32 protein-coding genes are annotated in these 26123 nt (G+C 58.1%); 12 read left to right on the top strand and 20 right to left on the bottom strand.

The window, feature by feature from the left end; translation table 11 throughout:
• Positions 1–28: 28 nt before the first annotated feature.
• Together infC and thrS are read right to left on the bottom strand one after the other, a co-directional pair.
• Positions 29–580 (bottom strand): translation initiation factor IF-3, encoded by a 552-nt coding sequence (gene infC / locus RGM3321_RS27855; RefSeq protein ID WP_170855886.1) that lies wholly within the window; start codon positions 578–580, stop codon positions 29–31.
• Positions 580–2502: a threonine--tRNA ligase gene (thrS, locus tag RGM3321_RS27850; RefSeq protein WP_244395696.1), complete on the bottom strand. Its 1923-nt coding sequence runs from the start codon at positions 2500–2502 to the stop codon at positions 580–582. Before thrS ends, infC begins: the two co-directional genes overlap by 1 nt.
• 360 nt (positions 2503–2862) lie before the next feature.
• On the opposite strand from thrS, the gene RGM3321_RS27845 reads away from it, so the two are divergent.
• Positions 2863–3168, top strand: a complete 306-nt coding sequence (locus tag RGM3321_RS27845) for a hypothetical protein (protein WP_244395695.1) — start codon at positions 2863–2865, stop codon at positions 3166–3168.
• A gap of 295 nt (positions 3169–3463) precedes the next feature.
• Entirely contained in the window at positions 3464–3676 is a 213-nt protein-coding gene (locus RGM3321_RS27840; RefSeq protein WP_002553156.1) for a cold-shock protein, read from the top strand.
• Positions 3677–3741: 65 nt separating this feature from the next.
• Here RGM3321_RS27840 and RGM3321_RS27835 read toward each other — a convergent pair whose 3' ends face one another.
• Positions 3742–4089 carry an I78 family peptidase inhibitor gene (locus tag RGM3321_RS27835; protein ID WP_005779800.1) on the bottom strand — a complete coding sequence of 116 codons (348 nt, stop codon included), beginning with the start codon at positions 4087–4089 and terminating at the stop codon, positions 3742–3744.
• Between the two features lie 309 nt (positions 4090–4398).
• Here RGM3321_RS27835 and RGM3321_RS27830 point away from each other — a divergent pair, with 309 nt between their 5' ends.
• The gene (locus RGM3321_RS27830; protein WP_002553154.1) at positions 4399–4593 is read left to right on the top strand and encodes a hypothetical protein; all 195 of its coding nucleotides are present in this window, start codon (positions 4399–4401) and stop codon (positions 4591–4593) included.
• Between the two features lie 27 nt (positions 4594–4620).
• Here the strand turns inward: RGM3321_RS27830 and RGM3321_RS27825 are convergent, their stop codons facing one another.
• The 8 genes from RGM3321_RS27825 to RGM3321_RS27790 all read right to left on the bottom strand — a co-directional run bounded on the left by RGM3321_RS27825 (position 4621) and on the right by RGM3321_RS27790 (position 12012).
• Positions 4621–5646 (bottom strand): nucleoside hydrolase, encoded by a 1026-nt coding sequence (locus RGM3321_RS27825; RefSeq protein WP_244395693.1) that lies wholly within the window; start codon positions 5644–5646, stop codon positions 4621–4623.
• Between the two features lie 22 nt (positions 5647–5668).
• Positions 5669–6073: a D-ribose pyranase gene (gene rbsD, locus RGM3321_RS27820; protein WP_044323545.1), complete on the bottom strand. Its 405-nt coding sequence runs from the start codon at positions 6071–6073 to the stop codon at positions 5669–5671.
• Positions 6070–6990, bottom strand: coding sequence for a ribokinase (gene rbsK / locus RGM3321_RS27815; protein WP_244395692.1), 921 nt, complete (start codon positions 6988–6990; stop codon positions 6070–6072). Before rbsK ends, rbsD begins: the two co-directional genes overlap by 4 nt.
• A 30-nt stretch (positions 6991–7020) precedes the next feature.
• Entirely contained in the window at positions 7021–8037 is a 1017-nt protein-coding gene (locus RGM3321_RS27810) for a substrate-binding domain-containing protein (RefSeq protein WP_244395691.1), read from the bottom strand.
• A 1-nt stretch (position 8038) separates the two neighbouring features.
• Positions 8039–9031 (bottom strand): ABC transporter permease, encoded by a 993-nt coding sequence (locus RGM3321_RS27805; protein WP_002553148.1) that lies wholly within the window; start codon positions 9029–9031, stop codon positions 8039–8041.
• Positions 9028–10581: a sugar ABC transporter ATP-binding protein gene (locus tag RGM3321_RS27800; RefSeq protein WP_244395690.1), complete on the bottom strand. Its 1554-nt coding sequence runs from the start codon at positions 10579–10581 to the stop codon at positions 9028–9030. The genes RGM3321_RS27805 and RGM3321_RS27800 overlap by 4 nt, the downstream gene beginning before the upstream one ends.
• A gap of 53 nt (positions 10582–10634) precedes the next feature.
• Entirely contained in the window at positions 10635–11594 is a 960-nt protein-coding gene (locus RGM3321_RS27795) for a sugar ABC transporter substrate-binding protein (RefSeq protein WP_244395689.1), read from the bottom strand.
• A gap of 193 nt (positions 11595–11787) precedes the next feature.
• Positions 11788–12012, bottom strand: coding sequence for a YgdI/YgdR family lipoprotein (locus RGM3321_RS27790; RefSeq protein ID WP_244395688.1), 225 nt, complete (start codon positions 12010–12012; stop codon positions 11788–11790).
• Between the two features lie 133 nt (positions 12013–12145).
• Here RGM3321_RS27790 and RGM3321_RS27785 point away from each other — a divergent pair, with 133 nt between their 5' ends.
• From RGM3321_RS27785 to RGM3321_RS27775, 3 genes are all read left to right on the top strand, one after another.
• Complete coding sequence (locus RGM3321_RS27785) at positions 12146–12397, top strand: DUF1654 domain-containing protein (RefSeq protein WP_244395687.1); 252 nt, start codon at positions 12146–12148, stop codon at positions 12395–12397.
• A 4-nt stretch (positions 12398–12401) separates the two neighbouring features.
• Positions 12402–13103 (top strand): endonuclease I family protein, encoded by a 702-nt coding sequence (locus RGM3321_RS27780; protein WP_058400205.1) that lies wholly within the window; start codon positions 12402–12404, stop codon positions 13101–13103.
• A 234-nt stretch (positions 13104–13337) separates the two neighbouring features.
• On the top strand, positions 13338–13574 hold the full coding sequence (locus RGM3321_RS27775; RefSeq protein ID WP_122259691.1) for a DUF6555 family protein: 237 nt from the start codon (positions 13338–13340) through the stop codon (positions 13572–13574).
• A 77-nt stretch (positions 13575–13651) separates the two neighbouring features.
• Here RGM3321_RS27775 and map read toward each other — a convergent pair whose 3' ends face one another.
• The 4 genes from map to RGM3321_RS27755 form a co-directional block, all read right to left on the bottom strand.
• Positions 13652–14443 (bottom strand): type I methionyl aminopeptidase, encoded by a 792-nt coding sequence (gene map / locus RGM3321_RS27770; RefSeq protein WP_244395686.1) that lies wholly within the window; start codon positions 14441–14443, stop codon positions 13652–13654.
• Entirely contained in the window at positions 14440–14697 is a 258-nt protein-coding gene (locus RGM3321_RS27765; RefSeq protein ID WP_002553140.1) for a ParD-like family protein, read from the bottom strand. Before RGM3321_RS27765 ends, map begins: the two co-directional genes overlap by 4 nt.
• 76 nt (positions 14698–14773) lie before the next feature.
• Positions 14774–14983, bottom strand: a complete 210-nt coding sequence (locus RGM3321_RS27760) for a hypothetical protein (protein WP_244395685.1) — start codon at positions 14981–14983, stop codon at positions 14774–14776.
• Between the two features lie 102 nt (positions 14984–15085).
• Positions 15086–16117: an Ldh family oxidoreductase gene (locus RGM3321_RS27755; RefSeq protein ID WP_244395684.1), complete on the bottom strand. Its 1032-nt coding sequence runs from the start codon at positions 16115–16117 to the stop codon at positions 15086–15088.
• Positions 16118–16372: 255 nt separating this feature from the next.
• Between RGM3321_RS27755 and RGM3321_RS27750 the strand changes: the two genes are divergently transcribed.
• Both RGM3321_RS27750 and RGM3321_RS27745 read left to right on the top strand, forming a co-directional pair.
• Positions 16373–17401, top strand: coding sequence for a FecR family protein (locus RGM3321_RS27750; RefSeq protein WP_244395683.1), 1029 nt, complete (start codon positions 16373–16375; stop codon positions 17399–17401).
• A 228-nt stretch (positions 17402–17629) separates the two neighbouring features.
• Positions 17630–18022 (top strand): hypothetical protein, encoded by a 393-nt coding sequence (locus tag RGM3321_RS27745; RefSeq protein ID WP_060403656.1) that lies wholly within the window; start codon positions 17630–17632, stop codon positions 18020–18022.
• A gap of 33 nt (positions 18023–18055) precedes the next feature.
• On the opposite strand, the gene RGM3321_RS27740 is transcribed toward RGM3321_RS27745, so the two are convergent.
• Positions 18056–18244: a hypothetical protein gene (locus tag RGM3321_RS27740; RefSeq protein WP_003393013.1), complete on the bottom strand. Its 189-nt coding sequence runs from the start codon at positions 18242–18244 to the stop codon at positions 18056–18058.
• A gap of 243 nt (positions 18245–18487) precedes the next feature.
• On the opposite strand from RGM3321_RS27740, the gene RGM3321_RS27735 reads away from it, so the two are divergent.
• Positions 18488–20296, top strand: a complete 1809-nt coding sequence (locus RGM3321_RS27735) for a monovalent cation:proton antiporter-2 (CPA2) family protein (protein WP_244395682.1) — start codon at positions 18488–18490, stop codon at positions 20294–20296.
• Positions 20297–20338: 42 nt separating this feature from the next.
• Here RGM3321_RS27735 and RGM3321_RS27730 read toward each other — a convergent pair whose 3' ends face one another.
• The 3 genes from RGM3321_RS27730 to moaB form a co-directional block, all read right to left on the bottom strand.
• A complete protein-coding gene (locus RGM3321_RS27730) occupies positions 20339–21265 on the bottom strand; it encodes a glycosyltransferase (RefSeq protein WP_244395681.1) in 927 nt (308 codons plus the stop codon).
• A gap of 87 nt (positions 21266–21352) precedes the next feature.
• Positions 21353–22564, bottom strand: coding sequence for a gephyrin-like molybdotransferase Glp (glp, locus tag RGM3321_RS27725; RefSeq protein WP_244395680.1), 1212 nt, complete (start codon positions 22562–22564; stop codon positions 21353–21355).
• Between the two features lie 6 nt (positions 22565–22570).
• The gene (moaB, locus tag RGM3321_RS27720) at positions 22571–23110 is read right to left on the bottom strand and encodes a molybdenum cofactor biosynthesis protein B (protein ID WP_244395679.1); all 540 of its coding nucleotides are present in this window, start codon (positions 23108–23110) and stop codon (positions 22571–22573) included.
• 75 nt (positions 23111–23185) lie between these two features.
• Between moaB and mobA the strand changes: the two genes are divergently transcribed.
• Together mobA and RGM3321_RS27710 are read left to right on the top strand one after the other, a co-directional pair.
• Entirely contained in the window at positions 23186–23785 is a 600-nt protein-coding gene (gene mobA, locus RGM3321_RS27715; RefSeq protein WP_244395678.1) for a molybdenum cofactor guanylyltransferase MobA, read from the top strand.
• Between the two features lie 104 nt (positions 23786–23889).
• Entirely contained in the window at positions 23890–24114 is a 225-nt protein-coding gene (locus RGM3321_RS27710) for a YgdI/YgdR family lipoprotein (RefSeq protein WP_002553129.1), read from the top strand.
• 76 nt (positions 24115–24190) lie between these two features.
• Here RGM3321_RS27710 and RGM3321_RS27705 read toward each other — a convergent pair whose 3' ends face one another.
• Entirely contained in the window at positions 24191–25081 is an 891-nt protein-coding gene (locus RGM3321_RS27705) for a pseudouridine synthase (protein ID WP_244395677.1), read from the bottom strand.
• Positions 25082–25265: 184 nt separating this feature from the next.
• Between RGM3321_RS27705 and RGM3321_RS27700 the strand changes: the two genes are divergently transcribed.
• Positions 25266–26120: a shikimate dehydrogenase gene (locus RGM3321_RS27700; RefSeq protein WP_244395676.1), complete on the top strand. Its 855-nt coding sequence runs from the start codon at positions 25266–25268 to the stop codon at positions 26118–26120.
• Positions 26121–26123: the final 3 nt, after the last annotated feature.

Below are 26123 nucleotides of genomic sequence, written 5' to 3'. Positions count from 1 at the left end.
AACCGCAAGGCCTGCCGTGCCCTGGTGGTTATTTCTTCTTTTTCGGGGCGATGACCATGATCAGCTGGCGTCCTTCCATCTTAGGATGCTGTTCGACGGAACCGTATTCGAGCAGGTCACCTTCAACCCGCTTCAACAGCTCCATACCCAGCTCCTGGTGGGCCATCTCACGACCGCGGAATCTCAACGATACCTTGGCCCTGTCCCCGTCACTCAGGAAACGTACCAGGTTGCGTAGTTTTACCTGGTAATCCCCTTCCTCCGTCCCTGGACGAAACTTGATTTCTTTAACCTGGATCTGCTTCTGGTTTTTCTTCGCTGCAGCAACCTGCTTCTTCTTCTCGAAGATCGATTTACCGTAATCCATCACACGGCAGACCGGAGGAAGTGCGTCGGCAGAAATCTCTACAAGATCCAGCTTAGCCTCTTCGGCAATACGAAGCGCTTCATCAATCGAGACGATGCCAATCTGCTCGCCGTCAGCGCCAATTAAACGAACCTCGCGGGCCGAGATATTTTCATTGATCGGGGCCTTGGGTGCAGCTCGTTTATCTTGTCTCATTTCACGCTTAATAATAATTACTCCGTATCTTGGCGACCACGCCGGGAAACCGCTTGTGCGAGGAATTCAGCGAATTGGGCAACCGGCATTGAGCCAAGGTCAGCGCCTTCACGTGTACGCACAGCGACAGTTTGCATTTCAACCTCCCGATCTCCAATCACGAGGAGATAAGGAACCTTGAGCAAAGTATGCTCGCGGATTTTAAAGCCGATCTTTTCATTTCTCAAGTCGGACTTGGCACGAAACCCGCTTTCAGCCAGAGTTTTTTCCACTTCAAGGGCAAAATCGGCCTGTTTGTCAGTGATATTCATGATCACTGCCTGGGTAGGCGCCAGCCAGGCTGGAAACGCGCCCTCGTAATGCTCGATCAGAATTCCGATGAAACGCTCGAAAGACCCAAGGATCGCACGGTGCAACATGACCGGATTCTTGCGACTGTTGTCTTCCGAAACGTACTCGGCGCTCAAACGGATCGGCAAGTTGAAGTCCAGCTGCAAGGTGCCGCACTGCCAGACCCGGCCGAGGCAGTCCTTGAGGGAAAACTCGATTTTCGGACCGTAGAACGCGCCTTCGCCCGGTTGCAGATCATAGGGCAGACCAGCACTGTCGAGCGCAGAGGCCAGCGCCGTCTCGGCACGATCCCAAAGCTCGTCGGAGCCTACACGCTTTTCAGGGCGAGTGGACAATTTGAGTTCGATGTCCTTGAAGCCGAAATCGGCGTAGACATCCAGCGTCAGCTTGATGAATGCGGCAGATTCGGCTTGCATCTGATCTTCGGTACAGAAGATGTGAGCATCGTCTTGAGTAAAGCCACGCACACGCATGATGCCGTGCAAGGCCCCCGACGGTTCGTTACGGTGGCAGGCACCGAACTCGGCCAGACGCATCGGCAGCTCGCGGTAGCTCTTCAGGCCCTGATTGAACACCTGCACGTGGCAAGGACAGTTCATCGGCTTGATCGCGTAGTCGCGGCTCTCGGACTCGGTGGTGAACATGTTGTCAGCGTAGTTGGCCCAGTGCCCGGATTTCTCCCAGAGCGAGCGATCGACCACTTGCGGGGTCTTGATCTCGAGGTAGCCATTCTCACGCTGCACTTTGCGCATGTATTGCTCAAGCACCTGATACAGGGTCCAGCCCTGCGGATGCCAGAACACCATACCCGGCGCTTCTTCCTGGGTATGGAACAGGCCGAGGCGCTTGCCGATCTTGCGATGATCGCGCTTTTCGGCTTCTTCGATACGCTGAATGTAGGCAGCCAGCTGCTTCTTGTCAGCCCAGGCAGTGCCGTAGACACGCTGCAATTGCTCGTTCTTGGCGTCACCGCGCCAGTAGGCACCGGACAGCTTGGTCAACTTGAACGATTTCAGGAAACGCGTATTCGGCACGTGCGGACCACGGCACATGTCGACGTATTCTTCGTGGTAATACAGGCCCATGGCCTGCTCGTTCGGCATGTCTTCGACCAGGCGCAGCTTGTAGTCTTCATGACGGGCGGTGAACACCTCGATCACTTCAGCGCGCGGGGTAACTCTCTTGATGACGTCGTAATCTTTTTCGATCAGCTGCTGCATGCGCTGCTCGATCGCCGCCATGTCATCAGGCGTGAACGGGCGCTCGTAGGCGATATCGTAATAGAAGCCGTCGTCGATCACCGGGCCGATGACCATTTTTGCAGTCGGATACAACTGCTTCACCGCATGCCCGACCAAGTGAGCGCAAGAGTGACGGATTATTTCCAGTCCTTCCTGATCCTTGGGGGTGATGATCTGCAGGCTAGCATCGTTTTCGATCAGGTCGCAGGCGTCAACGAGCTTGCCGTCAACCTTGCCGGCCACGGTGGCCTTTGCCAGCCCGGCACCGATTGAAAGCGCGACATCGGCTACGGAAACCGCATGATCGAATGAACGTTGACTGCCGTCGGGAAGAGTAATAGTTGGCATGGCGCCTCCTCTCCTAGTGGTGACCCCTACCAAAGGTCACGTGGGTTGGGATGAGCCAGTACGTGATCCGGTGGTATGCCTGCCTCACAGTGGCAGGAGCCTTGGGGCCAACCTTGAACCGGACCAGATGACTGGAATGTACGAAAAACCTGCCTGCGTCGCGTCCAAAGCCATCAGCAATGGGGACACTTGAAAATAACAGGACGCGCATCCTAGCACAGCTCGGCCGACACCGGACGTTCATATGCGTAAATCACGCCAAATAACACGTCACCTGAACTGGCAGGTGTGATGGGCGTCTTAACCAGTCAGGATCCTGTACGTTTCCTTGTTCACTAAAGTCAGCAAAAGGAGAACACCATGAAGCTTTCCCGTCTGTCCGCACTCTTCGCCTGCGCCGCCGTCCTGGCCCCTTGGGGCGCTCAGGCCGCCATGGAAAAAACCGTGCAAGACACGTTCACGCAGGAATGCATCGCCGCAGCGAATCAGCACAAGCAGGATGCGAAGGCCGCGCAAGCTCATTGCGATTGCAGCGCCCGGGTAGTGAACAAGGAGTTTTCTCAGCAGGAAATCGCAGCATTGAGCAGTACCGATAGCGCTCCTGCCCCTGCATTGACGCAAAAACTGCAGAAACTGGTTGCCGAAAACTGCACCAAATCAAAATAAATCATTTTTTTTAACGCGGTAAAGCAGCCGCCTGAAATGCCGAGAGCTACGCCCCGCCGCTAACCTGAAAGCCTTGCAGAGCGGGGCTTTCAGCATATCCTGCACAGTCTTGATGCGAGGCAATCAGAGACATCATTTAGCCACTTTACGTGTATGACGCTTTGCATATGCAGGGGCCCAGGCTAAAGAGATCACCTTAGTAGCTGTCTTTTTGCGCATTTCGACTATGATAGGCCCGTGTGCCCAGTTGGCCTGAGCAGCACGTTATTGAAAATTATGTTTCTGGAGATACACCATGTCTAATCGCCAAACCGGCACCGTAAAATGGTTCAACGATGAAAAAGGCTTCGGCTTTATCACTCCACAGGGTGGCGGTGACGACCTGTTCGTACACTTCAAAGCGATCGAAAGCGACGGTTTCAAAAGCCTGAAAGAAGGCCAGACCGTTTCTTTTGTTGCTGCTAAAGGCCAGAAAGGCATGCAAGCAGAACAAGTCCGCGTTGACTGATTCATCCGGCGCAAAAAAACCCCGTCACTGACGGGGTTTTTTATGCGCCACAGAAAAGTGCCGACTCAGCCGCAGTTGATGCGTGTCACCTTTCCCGAAGCGTCGGTATTGACGTTCACCCGCTCGGATCGGTATTCCAGCGTGACCATGTCGTCAGGCCCGAGAATGCGGGCATCCTGAGAACCGGTACGGGCGCGCACTTGTGACAGAAGGTCGATGGACGCTGGCTTTCCGATTGCGAACTGGCCAAGCCCTGCATCACAACGGCCAGGTATGGCGTTGGCGTTACTGGCGGATGCGGGAGCGTCTGCCTTGACGGACGCTTCAGCGCCCTTATCAGAGGACGTGCTGCTGCATCCTGCCAGCAACGACGCCACGACCACAAAACCCAATGTTGCGAACTTCCGGGGCATACACCCTCCTCTGCCAATAAAACATTCCAGACCTGTCCGACCGCACTCAGGCGCGTTGGTTGCACACCTCGGCTGAGAAGCCATCGGTAACCTGTTGATATGCCTGGGCCGAGAGTCTGCCTTGGGATCACACAGGACGCGCGGTCAAATCGTCACAAAACGTTTACAACCTATGGCCATAGACTCGGACTATCGGGATGAGATGTAAGTAGAAGTGTCAAAATGTGCGCGGGATGGTTTACTGCGATAGACGCAAGCGCCGGGAAGCGAACAGCGTAGTGCGTGACCCTTCACTGGAGATCAACAGACATGACAGCCATAACTCTGGATGCAGACATCAAGGCCAGATGGCCTCAGGGCCACTGCTCGCACAGCCCCGGAAACCCGGAAGAGCTGATGATCATTGCCGTCGACCTGCTGATCAAGGAACTGGGCACCGAGGGTGCCCGCGCCTTCATCAGCCAGGTACTGAGCCGTTATGCCACGGCAGGGCTGCCGGTCTGATGCACCTGTTGCAGCCCGCGTGATGGGTTACTTCAGTCGCGCCAGACGCTCGGTCAGCAGATCGAAGAAACCCTGAGCGTCGCCATTCTCGACCCAGAATACATTCTGCGGCTGCTTGAGCGTGCCGTACCAGTCAGCCACCGTCTGGCCGAAACCAATGCCCTCGCGGGTGTCGACCGTAACGTTGATCTGCCGCCCGGAAAACAACTCGGGCTTGAGCAACCAGGCAATGACACTGGCGTCGTGAACCGGACCACCGGGCAAGCCGTAATGCTCCATGTCCAGTTTGACGTATTCATTGAGAATGCCGTCGACCAGCTTGCCGGCGTTATTGCCCAGTGCGGCGATCTGCTTGAGGCGTTGTTCGCTGGTCAGGATCTTGTGGGTGACGTCCAACGGTACATAGGTGAGCTTCACACCACTGGCCAGAACGATCTGCGCAGCATGCGGGTCAGCAAACAGGTTGAATTCGGCAACCGGCGTAATGTTACCGCCGTTGAAATGCGCGCCCCCCATGACCACCACTTCCTTGATGCCCTGCGTGATTTGCGGTGCCTGCACGAGCGCCAGCGCCAGGTTGGTCTGTGGACCGAGCATGGCGATAGTGATGCTGTGCGGCTTGGCCTTGCTCAAGGTGCGGATCAGGTAATCGACTGCATTGCCGTCGGCCAAGCCCTTGGCTGGCTCATGCACGGGCACGCCGGGCAACCCCTCCTGACCGTGAACGTTTTCGGCGTAGATAGGTGTGCGCACCAACGGCTTGGGCGCACCGGCATACACCGGCACCTCTTCACGCCCGGCCCATTCACGCGCCAGCCTGGCATTGCGCGAGGTCTTGTCCAGACGGACATTGCCGGCCACGGTGGTGATCGCCATCACGTTCAATTCTTCGGGTGACGCCAGCGCCAGCAGTAGCGCAACGACGTCGTCCGCGCCGGGGTCGGTATCGATGATCAGGTCACGTTTTTCTGCCGCCTGAACGGCAGCGGTACTGAGTATGGACAAGAGCAATGCTCCACGAATGAACTGTCTGGAAAACTGCATCAACGTCATATGAAACTCCCTTTCTTGATAGCTAGAACACAACTCCGGAAACCAGCGCCACATTACTGTACGGCTGGCATTCTCCGGTACGGATGATTGCCTTGGCCTTGCGGCTCAATACTTTCAGGTCCTCATGGCTTATCCAGCGCTGCTGACCCAATTGATCATCAAGGTTCAGGCTTTCGATGACCTGCAATGCGGGCGGCTTGACCTCGGCCATTTCGTTGGCCAGCACATGGCTTTCGACCTGCATTTCACTCAGCACCACGTCCAGCACACTGACGAAATCAGGTACGCCGCGAGTCAGCGCCAGGTCTATCAGCTCGACGCCTGCCGGTACTGGCATTCCAGCGTCGACGATCATCAGGATGTCGCCATGCCCCAGCGACGCAATGACGCGAGACAGGGCAATGTTGAGTAGCGGGGTCTTTTTCATAGTGAATCGAATTCCTTTACTTCCTCGAACGTCGGGATGGACGGCTGAGCACCCGCGCGGGTCACGGATATGGCTGCCGCGGCCTGACCGAAGCGAATGGCCTGCGATTCACTCTGACCCGCCGCCAGTGCTGCGGCAAAACCACCGACAAAGGTATCACCTGCAGCGGTGGTGTCCACGGCCTGTACACGACGCGCAGGGATATGTTCCACGCCCCCAGCATTGGCGAACAGGGTTCCGCGCTCACCCAGGGTAATGATTACGTTGCGCGCCCCGGCCGCCAGCATGGCAGCTGCCGCTTTTTCAGCCGCCGCCGAGGAGTCGACAGTCACACCGGTCAGGGTCTGTGCCTCGCTTTCATTGGGGATCAGATAGTCGATAAGGCCATACCAGTTTGCCGGCAAAGGCTCGCTGGCCGGGGCAGGATTGAGAATGACGGTCTTGCCCAGCGCGCGGGCGCGGGTCAGGGTGTGGAAAACTGTTTCAGTCGGCACTTCAAGCTGGCAGATGACGATCCCGGAACCCGCCAGCAATGTGTCGAAACGCTCGATCAATGCCGGAGTGAGCCGACCATTGCCTCCGGCAACGATGACAATTGCATTCTGACTGCTGGCGTCGACCACAATCGAAGCGATCCCGGTGGACACGCCTTCAACGACCGTCACGGCCTGACAGTCGATATGCTCGGCCAGCAGTGCTGCACGCAGCTGTTCCCCGTAGGCATCGGCACCCACACAACCGATCATCGCCACACTGCCACCCAGGCGCGCTGCGGCAACTGCCTGGTTGGCGCCTTTACCGCCAGGCACGGTGTCGAACGTCTCCCCGCTCAGCGTCTCGCCGGGGCGCGGCAGACGCTGGGCGCGGATGACCAGATCCATGTTCAGGCTGCCCACTATCACTATTTTTGCTTGCATGGCTCATTAATCCGTTGCTGTGCGTGCGCGTCATTCATTGGACAAAGTGTTCGGCGCTGCCGTGGACTCGCGCACCAAGACGCAAGGCGTCACGAGTCTTTTTTCGACAGGAACTGTATGCGGTGCGGCGATTCGGTTTAACAACATTTCGGCGGCGGTTTCGCCCAGTTGCATGATCGATTGCCCCACGGTGGTGAGGGCCGGATAGACGTAGCGGCTCATCTGAATGTCATCAAAGCCGATGACCGACAGATCCTGAGGCACGCGAATAGAACGCTCGGCGGCAGCGCGCAGCACACCGATGGCGATGACATCGTTGCCGGCAAAAATCGCTGTCGGCGCATGCCCGGCCAGTAGCAGGCCCGCAGCTGCGTGGCCAGCCGAACTGGTAAATTCGCTGTGCACCGCCCAATCCGGGCCGACCTCGACAGATGCCTGCTGCATGGCCCGCCGATAACCCGCCAGGCGCATTTCGGCAACCATGCTGTCGCGCGGTCCGCCAATGCAGGCAATGTGACGATGCCCGAGATCCAGCAGATGTCGGGTCGCCAGCCAGGCGCCCTGCTCGTGATCGATGCGCACCATGTCAGCTTCGATGCCTTGCAGCTCGCGGTCGACGATTACCAGCGGTGTGCGCACCTCGGTCAGCCCGCAGGTGACGCTGCTATCGCCAGCCACCGACGAGACAATCAGGCCGTCCACGCGTTTTTCCAGTAATACGCGCAGGTAACTGCGCTGCTTTTCCGGGTTGTCGTCGGAGTTGCAGAGGATCACGCAAAAGCCGTTACGCTCGCAGTAATCCTCGATGCCCCGCGCCAACTCGGCGAAATACGGATTCATACCGTTGGGAATCAACAGGCCGATGGTCGATGTGCTCCTGGCCTTCAGCGAACGCGCCACGGCGCTGGGCACATAATCGAGCTGCGCGATGGCCGCTTCGACCTTGAGCCTGACCGGCTCGCTCACCGGCCGGGTCTTGTTCAGCACATGGGAGACCGTGGTGTACGAGATCCCCGCCAGCGCCGCGACATCCTTGATAGTCGCCATATCAGCCCTGGCGCCGTGCCCGGTGACTGCGATAGGTGTCCAGCACTACTGCGATCACGATCACCGCACCAGTGATGATGCGTTTGGTCGGCTCGGTCGCACCGATCTGCGCCAGGCCTGCGGCCAGTACCGAAATGATCAGCACGCCGAAAAAAGTACTGATGATCGAACCGCGCCCGCCCATCAGGCTGGTGCCGCCGATCACGACGGCGGCAATCACTTGCAGCTCAAGCCCGGCACCGGCATTCGGATCAGCCGCTTCCAGTCGCGATATCTGAAACAGCGCCGCCACACCGGCCAGCAGGCCCATCAGCGAGAACACCAGGATCTTGTAGGGTTTGGGATTGATACCGGCCAGACGCACCGCTTCTTCATTGGTGCCGATGCCGATCAGGTAGCGACCAAAAACGGTACGGGTCAGCACGGCCTGGGCAATGAAAATAACCAGCAGTGCGATGATGAACGACGGCGCGATACCGAACGCGATCGGGTCAGACAGCCAGGCGAACGAATCACCTATATAAGCGGTGCGCGAATTAGTCATCTGGTAGGCCGCGCCACGGGCCATCTCCAGCACACCGAGGGAGACGATGAACGAAGGGATGCGCCAGGCAACGGTAATGGAGCCGGTAATCGTGCCTGCCAGGGTCGCGCAGGCGATGCCCAGCAAAGCGGCCGGGAACACACTCCAGCCCCAACCCAGGATAGCCACACTCACAGCCGAAGCAGCCAGCGCCAACACCGACCCAACGGACAGGTCGATACCGCCGATAATGAGGATCAGCGTCATGCCGACCGACAGCACCATCAGGTCAGGGATCTGGTTGGCCAGCATGCTGAATGTCTGATAGGACAGAAAGTGATCGCTGAGCAGGGAAAACAGCACGATCATCACCAGCAGCGCACCCGCCAGCCCGATGTAGGTGCCAAGACCAAAGTAGTTGCCGCCGCGACGGGCCGGCACGGTCAGCGTCGGAGAAGGAGTATTTTTCATGAGTCGTTCCTGGGCGCGGCGTCATTGAGCAGCGCGTCACGTTTCTGATAACCGGCAAAGGCAGCGGCAAGCAATTGGTCCTGGGTCCAGCTGTCACGCTCGAACGTGTCGATCAGGCGACCGGCAGACAGCACACCGATACGATCGCAGATCAACATCAGCTCGCGCAGATCACTGGAAACCACCACCAGCGCCCTGCCCTGACGGGTCAGTTCGGCCAGCAGCGCGTAGATATCGAATTTGGCACCGACGTCGATGCCTCGGGTCGGTTCGTCGAACAGCATCACCGGGCAATCACGTTCCAGCCAGCGACCGATCACGACCTTCTGCTGGTTACCGCCTGACAGCTCGGAGACCAGTTGGTCCGGACTGGAACTGCGAATACGCATGGCAGCCACCTGGCGCTGCGCCAGTTTCAGTTCGTCGTCGGCTTTAACCAGGCCTGCTCTGGAGATCGAATGCATATTACCCAGCGCAATGTTGGCGCTGATTGACTGCGACATCAGCAGCCCTTCGCTCTTGCGGTCTTCCGTGATCAGGGCAATACCGTGCTCCACGGCGTCCGAGGGTGAACGGATGGTGACGGCTTGCAGTGGCTGGCCAACTTCAATAGCACCACTGTCAGCAACGTCTGCGCCGTAGATCAGGCGCAGCAACTCGGTGCGCCCGGCACCGATCAGCCCGGAAATACCGAAGATTTCACCTCGTCGCACATCGAACGAAACATCCTGAACCTTACCGGCACGACTGAGCCCCTTGACTGACAGCGCTATTTCGCCAATCTGCCGGGCACCCATGTCCATGTGTTCGCCAAGTTCACGGCCGACCATCAACGTGACCAGTTGCTCGCTGTTGTAACGGGCAATCGGCTCGACGCACACCAGCTTGCCATCACGCAGTACGGCTATGCGCTGAGACACCCTGGCAAGCTCCTCAAGCCGGTGGGAGATGTAAATGATCGAGACGCCACGAGCCTGCAATCGCGTGATCTGCTCGAACAGCATTTCCACCTCGCGGGAGGTGAGCATGGCAGTAGGCTCGTCGAGGATCAGCACCTGGCAGTCGCCAACCAGGTTGCGAGCGATCTCGACCATCTGCTGATGACCGATCCCCAAATCGCCGACCAGCGTATCGGGATCAATAGCGTCCAGCCCCACTTGAGCCATAGCCTTGATCGCGTTTTCACGCAGACGCTTGCGGTCAATCCAGCCAGCACGACGCGGCAGGTCGTCAAGGAACAGGTTTTCGGCAACGGTCAGGGTCGGTAGCAGATTGAGCTCCTGCATGACCATGCGAACCCCAAGCTTTTCAGCCTGGGTACGACTCGTAGGCTCATAAGGCTGCCCCTGAAACTCCATGCGCCCGGTAGTGGGCGTCACCAAGCCACCTATGATTTTCGACAAGGTGCTTTTACCGGCACCGTTTTCCCCGGTCAGGGCCAGCACTTCGCCACGCATCAACGTCAGATCGACGTCACCGAGCACGGGTTGAGCGTAGGTTTTACCGATGCCACTGACCGAAAGAACAGCTGTCTGAACAGACGCTGACATACATTTCTCCCAGCGCCCGCCCTTCAAGGACAGGCGCCTTTACGCGGCGTGGATCAAGGTTTGGTAACGAGTTCTACCGGCGTTTCGATGACGCCTTTTTCGTTGGTTTCGACCTTCTCGCCCTTGACCAGCTTGAGCGCAGCTTCGATCCCGAAGACCGCTTGCTTGGCTGCAAACTGATCAGCGGTAGCCAGTACTCGGCCGTCCTTGAGCATCGGTTTGATCGCGTTGATGTTGTCGTAACCCACGACCATGACCTTGCCAGCCTTACCTGCTGCACGCACCGCAGAAACTGCCCCCAGCGCCATGCTGTCGTTACCGGCCAGCAGGGCCTTCAGGTTCGGGTATTCATTGAGCATCGCCGAAGCAACGGCGTTGCCCTTGTCAATTTCCCAGTTGCCGGACTGCACAGACACGACCTTCATCTGCGCTTTGTCCATGGCATCCTTGAAACCGGCGGTACGTTGCTGAGCGTTGGTGGTGGTCGGCACGCCTTCGATAATGCCGACTTCGTCACCGCTCTTGAGCTGCTTGGCCAGGTAGTCGCCTACCAGCTCGGCACCTTTGCGGTTGTCCGGACCCACGAACGGGATCATCAGGCTTTTGCTTTTGAGCACGTCGGGATCAAGCTGGTTGTCGATATTGACGACCTTGATACCGGCGTCTGTAGCTTTCTTGAGCACAGGCACCAACGCCTTGGAGTCGGCAGGCGCGATCACCAGGGCGTCGACCTTGGAGACAATCATCTGCTCGACGATACGAATCTGCGCAGAGGTGTCTGACTCGTCCTTGATCCCGTTGGAAATCAGGTCGAAATCGGTGGCGTGCTCTTTCTGATAAGCCTTGGCGCCGTCTTCCATGGTCAGGAAAAATTCATTGGCGAGCGACTTCATCACCAGTGCGACCTTGGGTTTTTCAGGCGTCTGGGCGTATGCAGCAGAGAGGGGCATGACTGCGGTAACAGCAGCGAACATGGCGACAGCGAGAAGGCGTCCAGCGAATGGCAGCTTCATGAGTTCATCTCCGATCTTGTGATTATTGTTCGGGCGAACGACGCAGGGTCGATGCAATGCATCAACACGCAAACGTTTGCGAGGGATGAACTATGAAAAAACCCGCTGGGTTTGTCAATCCGTCGAAAATGAAATCTGTTCGTACTGCTCGCCCCCAACGCGCAGGGAACGAGCATTAGCGCTCAGTCGGATTTCACTCCTCCGGTCTGACCGTAGCCACTTCGTCAGCCTTGATCCGCACTCTCTTGCCGGAGATATCTTCAAACTCGTAGAAACCATCACGACTCTTGGTCTTGGGCATGTCCTTGGTGATGTATTGTGTGCCGTTCTGCAGGGTGACGACCGAAGACGTGGAGCAGCCTGCCAGCAATACAGCAGTTGCGGCCAGTAACGGAAATGCCAGTGACTTGATATTCATGCGCGACTCCGGGAGCGTTGGTTTTTCAAGACAATAGTGTGCCATTTCAAGCGCTTTATCTTACATAGATGTTGCGAAAGATCCGACACTGAAATACTGTATGCCCGTACAGCTAAAATCAGGAACCTTATCCGTGGCCAAACAAACCGCAGCGATCGCCTCCACTCCCGGCCCTTACGAGCGCATGGGCATGCGGGTACAGAAGATCATCAACTCGCCTACCGCGCAGAAATCCAGGGCTGCCCTGCTTTTTCGTCAACCGGATGAGTCAGAGGACGACTGGGCGCAGCTTCTTGAAGAAATAGCCGAGAACGATAACGTCACCCTCGCCTGGCGCGACGATGGTGGTGTGCAAATATTCTGGACGTTGCCGAAGGAAGACTGACGGCATGATGTTTCGATTCTCGACACTGCTTTGCACCACCCTGCTCATCACCGCTTCATTCAGCGCTCAGGCCGAAGCTCCGCGTACTTTCAGCGAAGCCAAGAAAGTCGCCTGGGGGTTATACGCACCACAATCGACCGAATTTTACTGCGGCTGCAAATACACCGGTAATCGGGTCGATCTTGCGGGCTGCGGCTATGTCCCGCGCAAGAGCGCCAAGCGCGCCAGTCGTATTGAATGGGAACACATCGTCCCGGCCTGGCAGATCGGCCATCTGCGCCAATGCTGGCAGAACGGCGGGCGCAAAAACTGTACAAAGACCGATGCCGTTTATAAACGCGCCGAGGCAGACCTGCATAACCTGGTGCCCAGCATCGGCGAAGTGAATGGCGACCGCAGTAACTTCAGCTTTGGCTGGATACCCGAGCAAAAAGGCCAGTACGGTTCATGCCTGACGCAAGTGGATTTCAAGGCGAAAAAAGTCATGCCTCGCCCTTCCATACGCGGCATGATCGCCCGCACCTACTTCTACATGAGCAAACAATACAACTTGCGCCTGTCGCGCCAGGACCAACAGCTTTATCAAGCCTGGGACAAGACTTATCCGCCCCAGGCCTGGGAGCGCCAGCGCAATCAGCAGGTCGCCTGCGTTATGGGACGAGGTAATGATTTCGTCGGCCCGGTAGACCTCAAGTCATGTAAATGAGGCTTGTCTCAAAAAAGAAGACATTCGTTTGGATGACCATTCGGTCATCCATTCATGCGTTTGAGTGAACCCAAAACCACTCATCGGACAACTGTTAACTGCATCTCGAAACGACGCGATTTTCGCTCTACGATCTGAAGACAGCAGCGTGACCGGAGAAGGTTTCTCGCGCATGCCCCACTGGAATAATCACACTATTTTGATGGCATGCCGTCAGGCTCACGGGCAGGAAAGATGAATCATCAAACAGAATTTGAAATTCACTATCAGTTCAATGGCGAACCTCGTTGTTTCCTGCACAAGACCAGGCAAATGTGCCAGTGCGACGCATTGCACTGCGCAACACTGCACGCCGGCGTTGGCACAGTGAGTGGCAATATGTCTGCAGGGCCGATAGGAATGGCTACCTTGCAAGCCGAGCGTTTTGGCGTAACAGAAGTACGCTGGAAAAGATCTTCGCCGCAATACTGAAACATCACCCCTGATCAAAAAAATGGCCTCTCGGGAAGGCCATTTTTTATGCACTCAAATCACCGAACCACTCACGTCTAAATGGCAGGATAATTACCTGTACCTTCAGGCCAGGGCGTCAGCAGTTCAAAACCGGTCGAGGTGACTGCAACCATGTGTTCCCATTGCGCAGACAATGAAAGATCACTGGTCAGAACCGTCCAGCCATCCGGCAGAGTACGAGTACCGGCCCTGCCGGCATTGATCATCGGTTCGATGGTGAACACCATACCCGGCTTCAGCCTGAGCCCCTTGCCCTGAGCGCCGTAGTGCAGAACCTGAGGCTCTTCATGGTACTTGCGGCCAATGCCGTGCCCGCAATATTCACGCACCACGCTAAAGCCTTCACGATGAGCGATGCTCTGAATGGCATAACCGATATCACCCAGCGTCGCCCCAGGGCGCACTGCGTGAATACCGGCGCGGGTTGCCTCGTAGGTCGTCTCGACAAGACGTTTTGCCAGGGGGCTGACCTCACCGACCAGATACATACGGCTGGTATCGCCGTACCAGCCATCCTTGATTACCGCGACATCGATATTGACGATATCGCCATCTTTCAGAATATCGGTGGCAGAAGGTATGCCATGACAGACCACTGCATTGGGAGAGATACAGGTGGTCTTGGTAAAACCGTGATAGCCCACATTCGCGGGAATCACTTTCAGCTCTTTGACGATGTATTCGTTGCAGATATCGTCGAGCGCTTCGGTGCTGACGCCAGCCTTGACGTAAGGCGTGATCATTGCAAGTACATCGGCAGCCAGCCTGCCAGCTATGCGCAACTGCACAAGGTCCTGTTCGGTCTTGATTCCGATGGCGCTGCTCATGAGGCCGCCTTGGAAAGGCTGGACGCAGAAAGCTCTGCAACGTTGAAGTTCGAAGCAGTCAGCACCGTGCCGCCTGCGTTCTCGATACGGATCAACATCTGGCAGATCTCGCTGTAATCCAGTGCCGGGTGCAATTCGGCAAGCATGCCGATACGCATCCAGTGCTCAGCCTGCGCATTGATGGAGCGACTGAGCGCAACACTGGCAGAGCGCAGGTTGGCGTGCATGTTTTCGGAAATCTTTACCAGACCCATGATTCACCTCAAATTGAATATATGAAGCATATACGTTACATATACTCACAATCAACCCGAGACGCTACCGGCCACACTATTCCATCGCGCTGGCCTGACGGTATTCACCGCTCGCGCGGGCTGCCGCAATGGCTATCGATACATCCTGCTCGTAGCCCTTGAACTGACGCAGACCCGCCGCCAGCCGGAGGAAATCCTCACGCTGCATTTCATTGACGGTAGAGAGAGTACGATGCTGCTGAGCGACCGGGCTTTGTACAGATGTTTGCACTGACTTAAGGGACATGACAGACCTCATTCGTTCTTTACTGTTCATGCATACAGTATTTAGAACCGAGCGCCGACACAAGACTGGCTGCGACGAATGGTCAGCGAATTTGTAAACGGCTCAACCGCCTGCCAAACCCTGCAAGCGCTCCAGATCAACCTCAGCGATGTCGATACCGTGCGCCATCGACCGCGTACGCTCGCTGTAGCGTCGGTCCCCCGGCAGGCGCTCCTGCCCTGCCCCGTGGAGCTGCCTTACCAGTTCCTCACTACGCTGTGCAAAATGCTGACCGCTGCCTTTGTCCGGATCGATGACGATCAGCAACTGACCGGTCCAGGGTGTCTGCGCACCGGGATGCTTCGACCAGTCAAAGCCGAACGAGAAATTGCCACCTGTCAGCCCTGCCGCCAGCAACTCGACCATCATCGACAGTGCAGAACCCTTGTGACCGCCAAAGGGCAATAGGGCCCCGCCATCGAGAATGGCGCGGGGGTCTTCAGTGGGCCGGCCGTCGCGGTCCACACCCATACCCGCCGGCAGCAATCGCCCTTCGCGCGCTGCGATCTGAACGTCACCATGGGCAATGGCGCTGGTCGCCAGGTCGAAAACAATAGGCTCGCCCCCGGCACGCGGTGCAGCGAAGGCAATAGGGTTGGTGCCGAACAAGGGCTGACGCGCACCATGTGGCACTACGCAGGTCATGCTGTTGACCATGCTCAGGGCGACCAGCCCTTCTTCGGCGAAAGGTTCGACATCCGGCCACAGCGCGGCAAAGTGATGAGAGTTGCGTATCGCCAGAATGGCAATCCCGGCACTGCGCGCCTTGTCGATCAGCAATGATCTGGCCGCCGCCAGCGCAGGCTGGGCAAAGCCGTTACCGGCGTCGACCCTGACAAATGCGGCACCGACATCCTCGATCAACGGCACTGCCTTGCCGTTCACCCAGCCGCTGCTCAGCGATGAGATGTAGCCAGGCATGCGAAAGATGCCATGACTGTGCGAGCCGTCGCGCTGGGCGCTGGCGCAGTTCTCAGCAAGCACATCGGCGACTTCCGGGGATGTGCCGTGTGCAAGGAAGATCCGCCGCAACAGATCTGTCAGTTGCTGATATGAAACGGTCCGGACTGGCTGATCGTTAGGAATGGCGGGCATCTGAGACTCCTGTTCATGTCATGGCAAGGTACCGGGAACAACCACACGAAATAACAGCACCGAGAGTAGCGCTGCAGGCCCTGTAAAAAAACTCTCTGCGCACTACACGTACTCGATTGTCGCGAACAGGTTTCAATGAGAGCTGCTTGCATTCACAAGGAATTACGCTGTGCGTTGACGGGTAATATCCTGCAAATGTTCTCTCTCCCTGATATCCAAGGGTAGAATGCGCCAACGGTATAGGCCGGAGCGCCCATGAGCGACCCTCTTTTCAGCAAGGCAGAACACGACGCTATCACCGATGCCGCTGCGCATTGGTGCATGCGCCTGCATGCCGAAGACTGCACGGCCGCAGAACGAAAAGCGTTCGAGCAATGGCTTAAGGCCCATCCCCTGCATGCGGTGGAGTATGAGGCTATGCGGGAAGTCTGGGACATTACCGGACAAATCGAACCGCTCAATCCGGCCCCTGCACTCCCTATTCAGGCTACACAGAACAATCAGCCCATACTTCGTCGCAAGCGCCGCCTGGCACCACTCGCGGCTGCCGCTGCGATCATTGCTCTGGCTGTGCCAGTCACCGGTTATGTGGGCTGGAATCAGGGCTGGCTGCCTGACACCTACGAGTCCTATAACGCCGATACCGCGACGCGTCTTGTGGTATTGGCAGATGGCAGCCGTGCCGAACTGAACCTCGGCACCGAGCTGACCTACGCCAACTACAAGGATCGACGCAGCGTCACGCTGAAAAAGGGTGAGGCGTTCTTTGAGGTCAGCCACGACAACACACACCCCTTTGTAGTCGATGCCGGCGAGGGCAGTATCAAGGTCACGGGCACACGCTTCAATGTGTGGATGTATCAGGATCAGGTGCGTGTGACGCTGGTCGAGGGCTCGGTTCAGGTCAGCAGTGATCGCGCGCATCCGTCATCAAGCCATAATCTTGACCCTGGCATGCAGGCCAGCTACAAGACAGGCGACGACGCGCCCCTGATCAGCCAGACCGACACAAAGGATTCGAGCCTGGCGTGGCGTAATGGCAAGCTGATCTTCAATGATCTGCCTCTCAGCCAGGCACTGCCACTGATCAATCGCTACCTGCAAACGCCTATTCTGCTGGCCGATACCGCAACCGGTGCCATGCGCCTGGGCGGCAGTTTCAACACGCGCGACCTGTCCAGCCTGCTGGCCTCTCTGCCCAAGGTGCTGCCGGTTTATGTCACGCAGAACCAGAACGGCAACCCAGTGCTCAACCGCCGGATACCCGACGCGCCAAAAGGCTGAGCGCTCTCGCGTACCTGACTGACGCAGAGCGATTTTGTATCCGCCGATAGCCGGATCAACCGCCCCTCGCGACTGCCCGATCTTCATCTACCCTGAAACGCACAGCGCTGCGGCGACCTCATGCGCGTTGGCGTTTGTATTTTTTTCCATTGATAACTGAGGTTTTGCTGCGCTCGTTCGTCTTAGTAACTGAGATTGTTTAAAAAAAGCCTGAAAAGGAGTTTGCGGATGTTCAATCGCCAAGGAATCACGACTCGCACCCTGCTGCGCCAAACAGCACTGGCTGCGCAGGCACAGTCGCCCGCTCTGGAGACAGAGCGGCCCGGAAACGAGCACATCCGACTGCTCCTGAAAAGCTTTGGTCTGCGCACCAGCCTGGTCAGGCTCAAGGTGCTTGATGCGCTTCTGGTATCGAGCGAAGAAGGCCAGCCATTGGGAGTACGCGGCGTGCACAGCCAGTTACTCAGGCTTGATGTACCGCTGTCGTTTTTAAGTGTGCGCGAGGTGCTCAAGCGCTTGTGCGATGAAGGCGTGATTCACCTCAATGACGACAAGACCTACAGCCTGCACCCTCGTGCCCGACAATGGCTGGGTGAAGCGGGCAAGGATGGCGCCCAGTGAAGCAGGCCTCGTCATCCTTGCCACTTCCCGCGCTTATCGCTTGACCTTGCGGCGCATGATCCCGTTGAGGATTACGACCAGCACGGCCACGCTGATTGCGATGTACTGAAAGGTTTTTTCGGTAATGGCACCGCTGTTTTGCAGGTGCGACAAGCCCAGCATGATCGCCAGAACGCCGAGGGCGATCAGAATCGAGTAAATCAAACGCTGCTTGTTGGTCATAACGGTTTCCTGAATGCTCATGAGCGGGCAGTTGGCACTGCCTGTTTGCGCGCATAGCTTACGCCGATGCGCGACGAATGGCATCGTCAGCCTGCCCTGTTCCCCTCCTTCGCACCCTTCACGCACGCTCCATCAACCGCGTTGATTATTGTCATGCCGCGATGAGCGTTGCCGTGTAAAACTCCCATGCTTTAATACCGCCCTGCTTAAACAGTGTGTTCAATTATTACCAAGGAGTGTTACATGCCCCATGAAGGCAGCCTGTTGCAGGCCGCAGTAGTGTTTCTACTCGCCGCCGTGCTGGCGGTACCGCTGGCCAAGCGCCTGAAGCTGGGCGCGGTGATCGGCTATTTGTTCGCGGGAGTGATCATTGGCCCTTCGGTGCTGGGCTTGATAGGCGATACGGAGAGCGTCAGTCACATTTCCGAGCTGGGCGTAGTCTTGCTGCTGTTCATCATTGGTCTGGAGCTGTCGCCAAAGCGTTTATGGGTCATGCGCAAATCGGTGTTCGGCGTAGGCATGGCGCAGGTGTTGCTGACGGGCCTGGTCATTGGCGGGATCGCGTTGTTTGCCTTCGGCCAGTCGCTGAACACTGCGGTCATTCTGGGTCTTGGCCTGGCGCTGTCATCCACGGCCTTCGGCTTGCAGAGTCTGGCCGAGCGCAAGCAGTTGAACAGCCCGCATGGCCGGATGGCGTTCGCCATCCTGCTGTTTCAGGACATTGCAGCAATTCCCTTGATTGCCATGGTGCCATTCCTAGCCGGGGCCGATCATGCAATGGACACCGGCGAAAGCATCAACCACGGCCTGCGCGTGCTGGGCAGCATTGCCATCGTGGTGATCGGCGGACGCTATTTGCTGCGTCCGGTATTTCGCATCGTTGCCAAGACCAAAATTCAGGAAGTCTCGACCGCCACTGCCTTGCTGGTAGTGATTGGTACGGCGTGGCTGATGGAACTGGTGGGCGTGTCCATGGCGCTGGGCGCGTTTCTCGCCGGTCTGCTATTGGCCGACTCCGAGTACCGTCATGAGCTGGAAGCACAGATCGAACCGTTCAAAGGGTTGTTGCTGGGGCTGTTCTTCATCAGTGTCGGCATGGGTGCCAACGTCGGCTTGCTGCTCAGCTCGCCCCTCGCGGTGCTGGGCCTGACGCTGCTGTTGATCGGAATCAAGCTGCCGATGCTGTTCCTGATCGGTCGTACCGCTGGCGGCCTCAATAACCGCAGCGCGCTGCAACTGGGCCTGGTGCTGGCCGCCGGTGGCGAATTTGCCTTCGTGGTGTTCAAGATCGGCAGCGCTCAAGGGCTCTTCGAGGCGGGGCTTTACGACATGCTGGTGTTGACCATCACGCTGTCGATGGCGATCACGCCGTTGTTGTTCATTGCTTTGGCGCGCTGGATCAAACCCAAGGCCAAGACCGTCAACGTACCGGACGAATACCGCGATATCCAGACCGACAAACCACGCGTGGTCATCGCGGGCATGGGCCGTATGGGGCAAATCGTAGCGCGGATCCTGCGAGCGCAGAAAATTCCTTTCATCGCTCTGGATACGGCAGTGGAATCGATCGAGTTTTCGCGCAGCTTCGGCAATGTCCCGGTGTTCTACGGCGACCCGCTGCGCCCGGAAATACTGCGTGCAGCCAAGGTTGATGAAGCGGAGTACTTTGTCATTGCAACGGATGATCCGGACACCAACATCAAGACCGCCGAGTTGATCCGCAAGCTGTATCCACACATGAAGATCATTGCCCGCGCACGTAACCGCCAGCACGTTCACCGGCTGATGGACATTGGCGCTCATGCCGTACGCGAGACGTTTTATTCAAGCCTGGAGATGAGCCGTCAGACCTTGATGGGGCTGGGCCTGACCGAAGCACAGGCCGACGCGCGCATCAGTCGCTTCAAGCGCCACGACGAACAAGTGCTGGCCGCACAGCATGAAGTGTATGACGACGACGCCAAGGTTCTGCAGACCGCCCGTGAAGCCAGGGCCGACCTCGCACAACTGTTCGAGGCCGACCGTCTGGACGAAGAGGCTGCGAAACTCTGATGTGCTCGACGCCGGGCGCTCAGCGTCCGGCGCAGGGTTCGGTCAGGCGTAAGGGCTGTCCCAGTAGCGCTTGTACATCCCGAGCTTTTTCTTCACACCGCGGGGCAGGCGCTTTTCCTGCTTGCTCAACTTGTACGCCAGCAGCTTCAGCGCATTACGCACGAACGACATGGGCCACCAGAGAATTCGCCGGGGGCCGAGGAATTTAAGCTCGGACTTGACGTAACGCATGCCCTCGCCGCCGATGCCACCAAAGGTTTCGTAGATCCAGGCTTCTCGGGACTGGAACACACCGATATCAAAGTAACGGCAAAACTCCTCTCGCAGGCTGTAGTTGTGCGAATGACGGCATACGGCCGAACCTTCATAAGCTGCTTTCCAGCCAGCGATCAGCATTTTGGCAGTGACGTACATGTCTTCGGAAAGAATCACATGCCGGGGAAAGCCACCAATCGCCCGCAACGCTTCGCCGCGATAGGCTGCGAACGAGTTGGACATGAATGGCGTCTTGATGCCCAGCGTGCGGGCATCGGCCAGGGTTTTGATCTGCGACGTCGGAGGGTAATTGAACAACCGTGCATGCTGAGCCAGCAGATTGGCGTTCTTGTGCGGCAATTGACGCCCGCACACCGCACCGACCTTGGGGTCGGCGAAAGGCAGCAGAATGTTGGCAATGGCATTGATATCTTCAACGTAGGCGTCCTGGGTCAGATAGACATAGACGTCGTAGTCGGGATGCAGATCGACCATCATCTGCCGGGTGCCACCGTGGTTGAAGTCCTTGCTGTCGATGCGCAGCACATTGGCACAGCGGGCTTGCGCCAGTTCCAGCGTGCCATCAGAAGAACTGGAGTCGACGATCAGCGTATCGAAGCTCGCAGTCTGCGTAGCCAGTGAGTCCAGCAGACGTTCCAGATCCTTGCGTCCGTTGTAGGTCGGGATCACACAAGCCACTCTCAATGGCACCATAACAATACTCCAGGGCGAAGTCCGGCTGCCCAACTTGTCAGCGATGTTGAGAGTAGCTCATGTGTGCCCGCCCGACCATTGATGCTCTCAGCCCAGCACTTCACTCAACGGGATAAAGTTGACCCAGTCCCCTTCGGCCACGGTTGAGCCTTCACGCACTTCAATCAGGCCGTCAGCCCAGGCAGCGCTGCGCAATACACCTGAGCTCTGGTTGCGATAGGCCACGGCCCTGCCCTGTTCCAGACGCCCGCGCAGGTACTCGCGACGATTGCCCGGACGCGTCCAGACAAAGCCTGCGGGCACCGGAAACTGCAACGGCGCTACGTCAATCACACCTTGGCGGCGCAGCAGGTAAGCGCGCGCCAGCAAAGCGAAGGTGACCAGTGTGGAGGCGGGATTGCCGGGCAGGCCAATCACCGGTACGCCACGAAAATGCCCGAAAGTCAGCGGTTTGCCGGGCTTGACGGCCAGCTTCCAGAGCGTCAGCTCGCCTTCTTCGCGCAATGCGTGGCCAAGGAAATCCGCTTCGCCTACCGAGACGCCACCCGTGGAGAGGATCAGGTCGACATCGTGCAGACTCGCCAGCGCAGCACGAGTCTTTGCCAGATCGTCCGGCAGGATGCCTGCATCCACGACCTCGCATTCGAGCCGCTTCAGCCAACTGCACAGCAACACCCGGTTGCTGTTGTAGATCTGCCCCGGCGCCAATGGCTGACCTGGCTCAATCAGCTCGTCGCCGGTGGACAACACGGCGACACGCACGCGCCGAATCACCTCAAGCTCGGCGAGGCCCAGCGAAGCGGCCAGACCCAACTCAATAGGACCAAGCCGCGTCCCGGCCGCCAGCACGGTATCGCCGACCCGGGTTTCCTGCCCCTGAGGGCGAATGTTCTGCCCGACGCTCAGCGGCTCGCTGAAGCGCACGCGCTGATCCGCCAGCACCTCGGCGTTTTCCTGCATCTCGACGCAATCGGCACCTTCAGGCATCGGCGCGCCGGTGAAGATACGTGCACAGGTGCCAGGGACCAGCGGCTCGGGGGCCTGACCGGCAAAGATGCGCTGGCTGACCGTCAACGGCTCGCCGCTCCAGTCCGCTACGCGCAACGCATAACCGTCCATGGCGCTGTTCGGCCAGGGCGGCAGATCCAGCGTGGAGATCAGATCTACCGCCAGCACGCGGCCTTCGGCATCGGCCAGCGGAACACGCTGGCGATCAGTGATCGGCGTGGCCTCGGCCATCGCCAGCAGCCGCGCGATAGCCTCTTCGACAGGCAGCAAGGTTTTCGGCTCGTCGTTCATCAGCACTCAACCGCGGGTCGTGCAGGGCTCGGCCTGCTTGAGGTGCGGCACAAAGTTGCAGGGCCGGAAACGCGAATCCAGTTGCTGGGCGAGAATACCGTCCCACGCCGTACGCACCGCATTGGTGGAGCCCGGCAGGCAGCACACCAGGGTGCCATTGGACAGGCCCGCCAACGCACGGGACTGAATGGTCGAGGTGCCGATATCCGGCACCGAAATCTGCCGGAACAGCTCACCAAAACCATCAACTTGCTTGTCCAGCAAGCACGCCACGGCTTCCGGCGTACTGTCACGGCCGGTAAAGCCGGTGCCACCGGTGATCAGTACGACCTGTACCTGATCGTCGGCAATCCAGGTCGCTACCTGAGCGCGGATTTTGTACAGGTCATCCTTGAGCAGCACGCGTTCGATCAGGCCATGACCGGCGTCGGTCAGGCGGTCGACGAACATCTGGCCCGAGGTATCGGTTTCACGGGTGCGGGTATCGCTGACGGTCAGCACCGCGATATTCAAGGGTACGAAAGGTGTGTCAACCTTGGCTTTCATGGCCTCATCCAGTTGTTAAGGAAACAGGCCGGTGTTATATCACAGCACTCCTTTTGACTGCCCGCCGAGTGTTTAATGAATGTCCCTGCCGCACTGCCTCCCTGCTCTATCCTGCTGCTGGCCGGAGGTCGCGGGCAGCGCATGGGCGGGCGTGACAAGGGACTGATCGAGTGGCAGGGCAAAGCGCTGATCGAGCATCTGCACCGGCTTACCCGGCCGCTGACCGATGACCTGATCATTTCCTGCAACCGCAACATCGAGCGCTATGCGCAGTACGCCGATCAACTGGTGCAGGACGACGATGCCGATTTCAACGGCCCTCTGGCCGGAATTCGCGCCGCCCTGCCACTCGCCCGGCATCAGTGGTTGCTGGTTTTGCCCTGCGATGTACCTTTGGTCGATGAGCCGTTGCTGCACGCGTTGCGCGAGAAGGCTGTTGAATGCCCGGAGCGACCAATAATGGTGCGTGAAGGCCAGCACTGGCAGCCGCTTTTATGTATGATCCCCATCGCTCAAGCCGCAACGCTGGAAGCCGCATGGCAGGCCGGCGAACGCAGCCCGAGACGGGCCCTGGAACCGCTGCAACCAGTCGCCCTGCAACTGGAAGCCGGTGATTCACGCCTGGCCAACCTGAACACCCCCTGTCTGTTGACCGGGATCAGCGAGAAACCGTAGCAAGTGGCTGGCTATTGAACTTGCTGACGGTGTATACGGAACTTTGCCGACGGTGTATCCGTCTGAGAGTTCAGTAAATCAAGAATCCATCTGGAGACACAGTAATGAAACAACGGACCCTTCCCGCTGCCTTCCTGCTTGCATTGAGCATTGCCTCCCTCGCCGGTTGCGCATCGCCCACTGTGATCACCTTGAACGATGGTCGTGAAATCCAGGCTGTCGACACGCCAAAGTACGATGAAGAATCGGGCTTCTACGAGTTCAAGCAACTCGACGGCAAGCAGACCCGCATCAACAAGGATCAGGTACGTACCGTCAAGGATCTGTGATCCAGGCGTCACGTGACTGATTTGAAAAAACCCGCCGAGTGCGGGTTTTTTTTGGCCGTCAGCCCGGCTTTGGCGCTTACCAGTCGAGTTCAAGCTGGCTCTCGAACTGACGCTGTTCACCGCTGAGCGGGTCGATGAAGCGCAAGCCCTTGGCCAGCAGCTTCAGAGGGTTTTGATAATCGTCGACAGGGTCTTTTACCACGTCCGGGTAGAACGGATCGTTGCAGATCCCCGCGCCCAGCGCTGCCATGTGCACGCGTAGTTGATGTTTCTTGCCGGTCACCGGATAAAGCCCGTACCGCCACAATTGATCCTGCCGCTCGAGCACTTCGATCTGCGTCCGGGTATTGCTCGCCCCTGCTCCTTCCTGCATGCGAAAGAACGGTTCGCCTTCGACCAGACGGCTTTCGTGCAAACGTGGAAACTCCAGCCCCGGCAGCGCCGGCGCAATGGCTTGGTAGAACTTGTCGATCTGCCGGGTGGGAAACAGTGCCTGATAAGCCGAGCGCGTCTGTCGGTTGGCGGAAAACAGCACCAGCCCGGCGGTGTGCCGGTCGATACGGTGCAGCGGTACCAGATCGGGGTTGCCCAGGCGATGGATCAAACGGCGCAGTAACGTCTGCTCGACGTACTCGCCTGCGGGTGTCACGGGCAAAAAGTGCGGTTTGTCCGCCACCACCAGATGCTCGTCGGCGTACAGAATCGTTTCGAGCACCGGGATCGGCGTTTCATTGGGCACCTCACGGAAATAGTGAATGCGCAGGCCCTCCCGGTACACAAGGTCAGGCGCGATGGCCTTGCCGTTTTCGTCCAGCACCCGCCCGCGGGCAATACGGTCCAGCCATTGTTCGCGGCTGATGGCGGTGAATTTTGCGCACAGACAATCGAGCACTGTGGCCCACGCGCCCGGTGGCAGGTACAACGTGCTGGCTTGTTGCTGTGCGGCGCTGAAAACGGAATCGGGCATGTGCGGCGTGAACTCTGGCTGATCTGAAGCGGCTTGCCGTGGATTATCACTGATTAGGGCGATCACCGCACAACATCGCTGCGTAGTAATCGCCTGCCACCTGCGGCACTATTAACCATCTGGTACATTCCGCTCAACACCTGCTCTGGACCGGGCAGTGGCACAAAAACAAGAGACGTATTCTATGACCCATGCTGAAAAAACATCCGTTCTCGCCGGCCTGATCGGCTCGGGTATCCAGGCCTCGCGAACGCCCGCCATGCACGAGCACGAAGGCGATGCACAGAACCTGCGCTACTTGTATCGGCTGATTGATATCGACGCCCTGCAACTGGACATCAGCGACCTGCCCCGGCTTATCGAAAGCGCGCAAAACTGCGACTTCACCGGCCTGAACATCACCTTTCCGTGCAAGCAGGCGGTTATCCCCTTACTGGACGAGCTGTCCGCCGAAGCCCGCGGTATCGGCGCAGTGAATACTGTGGTGTTCAAGGACGGCAAGCGCATCGGTCACAACACTGACTGCCTGGGTTTTGCCGAAGGCTTCCAACGCGGCCTGGACAAGGCTCCACGTCAGCAGGTGGTGCAAATGGGCGCAGGTGGCGCAGGCGCTGCCGTGGCTCATGCGTTATTGAGCGCTGGCGTCGAATGCCTGACGGTATTCGAAGTCGAGCCGCAACGCGCGCAAGACCTGGTGGACAACCTCAACGCGCATTTCGGTGCCGGACGGGCGCAGGTGGGTGTCGATTTGCCTGCCGCGATGGCCAAAGCCGATGGCCTGGTCAATACCACGCCGGTCGGCATGACCAAACTGCCAGGTACGCCGTTGCCGGTCGAGTTGCTGCGCCCTGAGCTGTGGGTCGCGGAAATCATCTACTTCCCGCTGGAAACCGAACTGCTCAAGCATGCCCGTGCGCTGGGCTGCCGCACGCTGGATGGCAGCACCATGGCGGTGTTTCAGGCGGTCAAGGCATTCGAATTGTTCAGTGGCCAGTCAGCCGATGCAGAACGGATGATGGCGCACTTCCATACGCTGTAAATC

It is taken from the genome of Pseudomonas sp. RGM 3321, assembly GCF_022836805.1.
Classification (GTDB): Bacteria; Pseudomonadota; Gammaproteobacteria; order Pseudomonadales; family Pseudomonadaceae; genus Aquipseudomonas.
Note: the sequence above shows the minus strand (reverse complement) of the source record. Positions and strands in the feature narration are given on the sequence as shown.

Coding starts and splice junctions, on each gene's coding strand:
- thrS (WP_244395696.1), bottom strand. CDS start 2,502: ATGCCAACTATTACTCTTCCCGACGGCAGTCAACGTTCATTCGATCAT.
- RGM3321_RS27845 (WP_244395695.1), top strand. CDS start 2,863: ATGAAGCTTTCCCGTCTGTCCGCACTCTTCGCCTGCGCCGCCGTCCTG.
- RGM3321_RS27840 (WP_002553156.1), top strand. CDS start 3,464: ATGTCTAATCGCCAAACCGGCACCGTAAAATGGTTCAACGATGAAAAA.
- RGM3321_RS27835 (WP_005779800.1), bottom strand. CDS start 4,089: ATGCCCCGGAAGTTCGCAACATTGGGTTTTGTGGTCGTGGCGTCGTTG.
- RGM3321_RS27830 (WP_002553154.1), top strand. CDS start 4,399: ATGACAGCCATAACTCTGGATGCAGACATCAAGGCCAGATGGCCTCAG.
- RGM3321_RS27825 (WP_244395693.1), bottom strand. CDS start 5,646: ATGACGTTGATGCAGTTTTCCAGACAGTTCATTCGTGGAGCATTGCTC.
- rbsD (WP_044323545.1), bottom strand. CDS start 6,073: ATGAAAAAGACCCCGCTACTCAACATTGCCCTGTCTCGCGTCATTGCG.
- rbsK (WP_244395692.1), bottom strand. CDS start 6,990: ATGCAAGCAAAAATAGTGATAGTGGGCAGCCTGAACATGGATCTGGTC.
- RGM3321_RS27810 (WP_244395691.1), bottom strand. CDS start 8,037: ATGGCGACTATCAAGGATGTCGCGGCGCTGGCGGGGATCTCGTACACC.
- RGM3321_RS27805 (WP_002553148.1), bottom strand. CDS start 9,031: ATGAAAAATACTCCTTCTCCGACGCTGACCGTGCCGGCCCGTCGCGGC.
- RGM3321_RS27800 (WP_244395690.1), bottom strand. CDS start 10,581: ATGTCAGCGTCTGTTCAGACAGCTGTTCTTTCGGTCAGTGGCATCGGT.
- RGM3321_RS27795 (WP_244395689.1), bottom strand. CDS start 11,594: ATGAAGCTGCCATTCGCTGGACGCCTTCTCGCTGTCGCCATGTTCGCT.
- RGM3321_RS27790 (WP_244395688.1), bottom strand. CDS start 12,012: ATGAATATCAAGTCACTGGCATTTCCGTTACTGGCCGCAACTGCTGTA.
- RGM3321_RS27780 (WP_058400205.1), top strand. CDS start 12,402: ATGATGTTTCGATTCTCGACACTGCTTTGCACCACCCTGCTCATCACC.
- RGM3321_RS27775 (WP_122259691.1), top strand. CDS start 13,338: ATGAATCATCAAACAGAATTTGAAATTCACTATCAGTTCAATGGCGAA.
- map (WP_244395686.1), bottom strand. CDS start 14,443: ATGAGCAGCGCCATCGGAATCAAGACCGAACAGGACCTTGTGCAGTTG.
- RGM3321_RS27765 (WP_002553140.1), bottom strand. CDS start 14,697: ATGGGTCTGGTAAAGATTTCCGAAAACATGCACGCCAACCTGCGCTCT.
- RGM3321_RS27760 (WP_244395685.1), bottom strand. CDS start 14,983: ATGTCCCTTAAGTCAGTGCAAACATCTGTACAAAGCCCGGTCGCTCAG.
- RGM3321_RS27755 (WP_244395684.1), bottom strand. CDS start 16,117: ATGCCCGCCATTCCTAACGATCAGCCAGTCCGGACCGTTTCATATCAG.
- RGM3321_RS27750 (WP_244395683.1), top strand. CDS start 16,373: ATGAGCGACCCTCTTTTCAGCAAGGCAGAACACGACGCTATCACCGAT.
- RGM3321_RS27745 (WP_060403656.1), top strand. CDS start 17,630: ATGTTCAATCGCCAAGGAATCACGACTCGCACCCTGCTGCGCCAAACA.
- RGM3321_RS27740 (WP_003393013.1), bottom strand. CDS start 18,244: ATGACCAACAAGCAGCGTTTGATTTACTCGATTCTGATCGCCCTCGGC.
- RGM3321_RS27735 (WP_244395682.1), top strand. CDS start 18,488: ATGCCCCATGAAGGCAGCCTGTTGCAGGCCGCAGTAGTGTTTCTACTC.
- RGM3321_RS27730 (WP_244395681.1), bottom strand. CDS start 21,265: ATGGTGCCATTGAGAGTGGCTTGTGTGATCCCGACCTACAACGGACGC.
- glp (WP_244395680.1), bottom strand. CDS start 22,564: ATGAACGACGAGCCGAAAACCTTGCTGCCTGTCGAAGAGGCTATCGCG.
- moaB (WP_244395679.1), bottom strand. CDS start 23,110: ATGAAAGCCAAGGTTGACACACCTTTCGTACCCTTGAATATCGCGGTG.
- mobA (WP_244395678.1), top strand. CDS start 23,186: ATGAATGTCCCTGCCGCACTGCCTCCCTGCTCTATCCTGCTGCTGGCC.
- RGM3321_RS27710 (WP_002553129.1), top strand. CDS start 23,890: ATGAAACAACGGACCCTTCCCGCTGCCTTCCTGCTTGCATTGAGCATT.
- RGM3321_RS27705 (WP_244395677.1), bottom strand. CDS start 25,081: ATGCCCGATTCCGTTTTCAGCGCCGCACAGCAACAAGCCAGCACGTTG.
- RGM3321_RS27700 (WP_244395676.1), top strand. CDS start 25,266: ATGACCCATGCTGAAAAAACATCCGTTCTCGCCGGCCTGATCGGCTCG.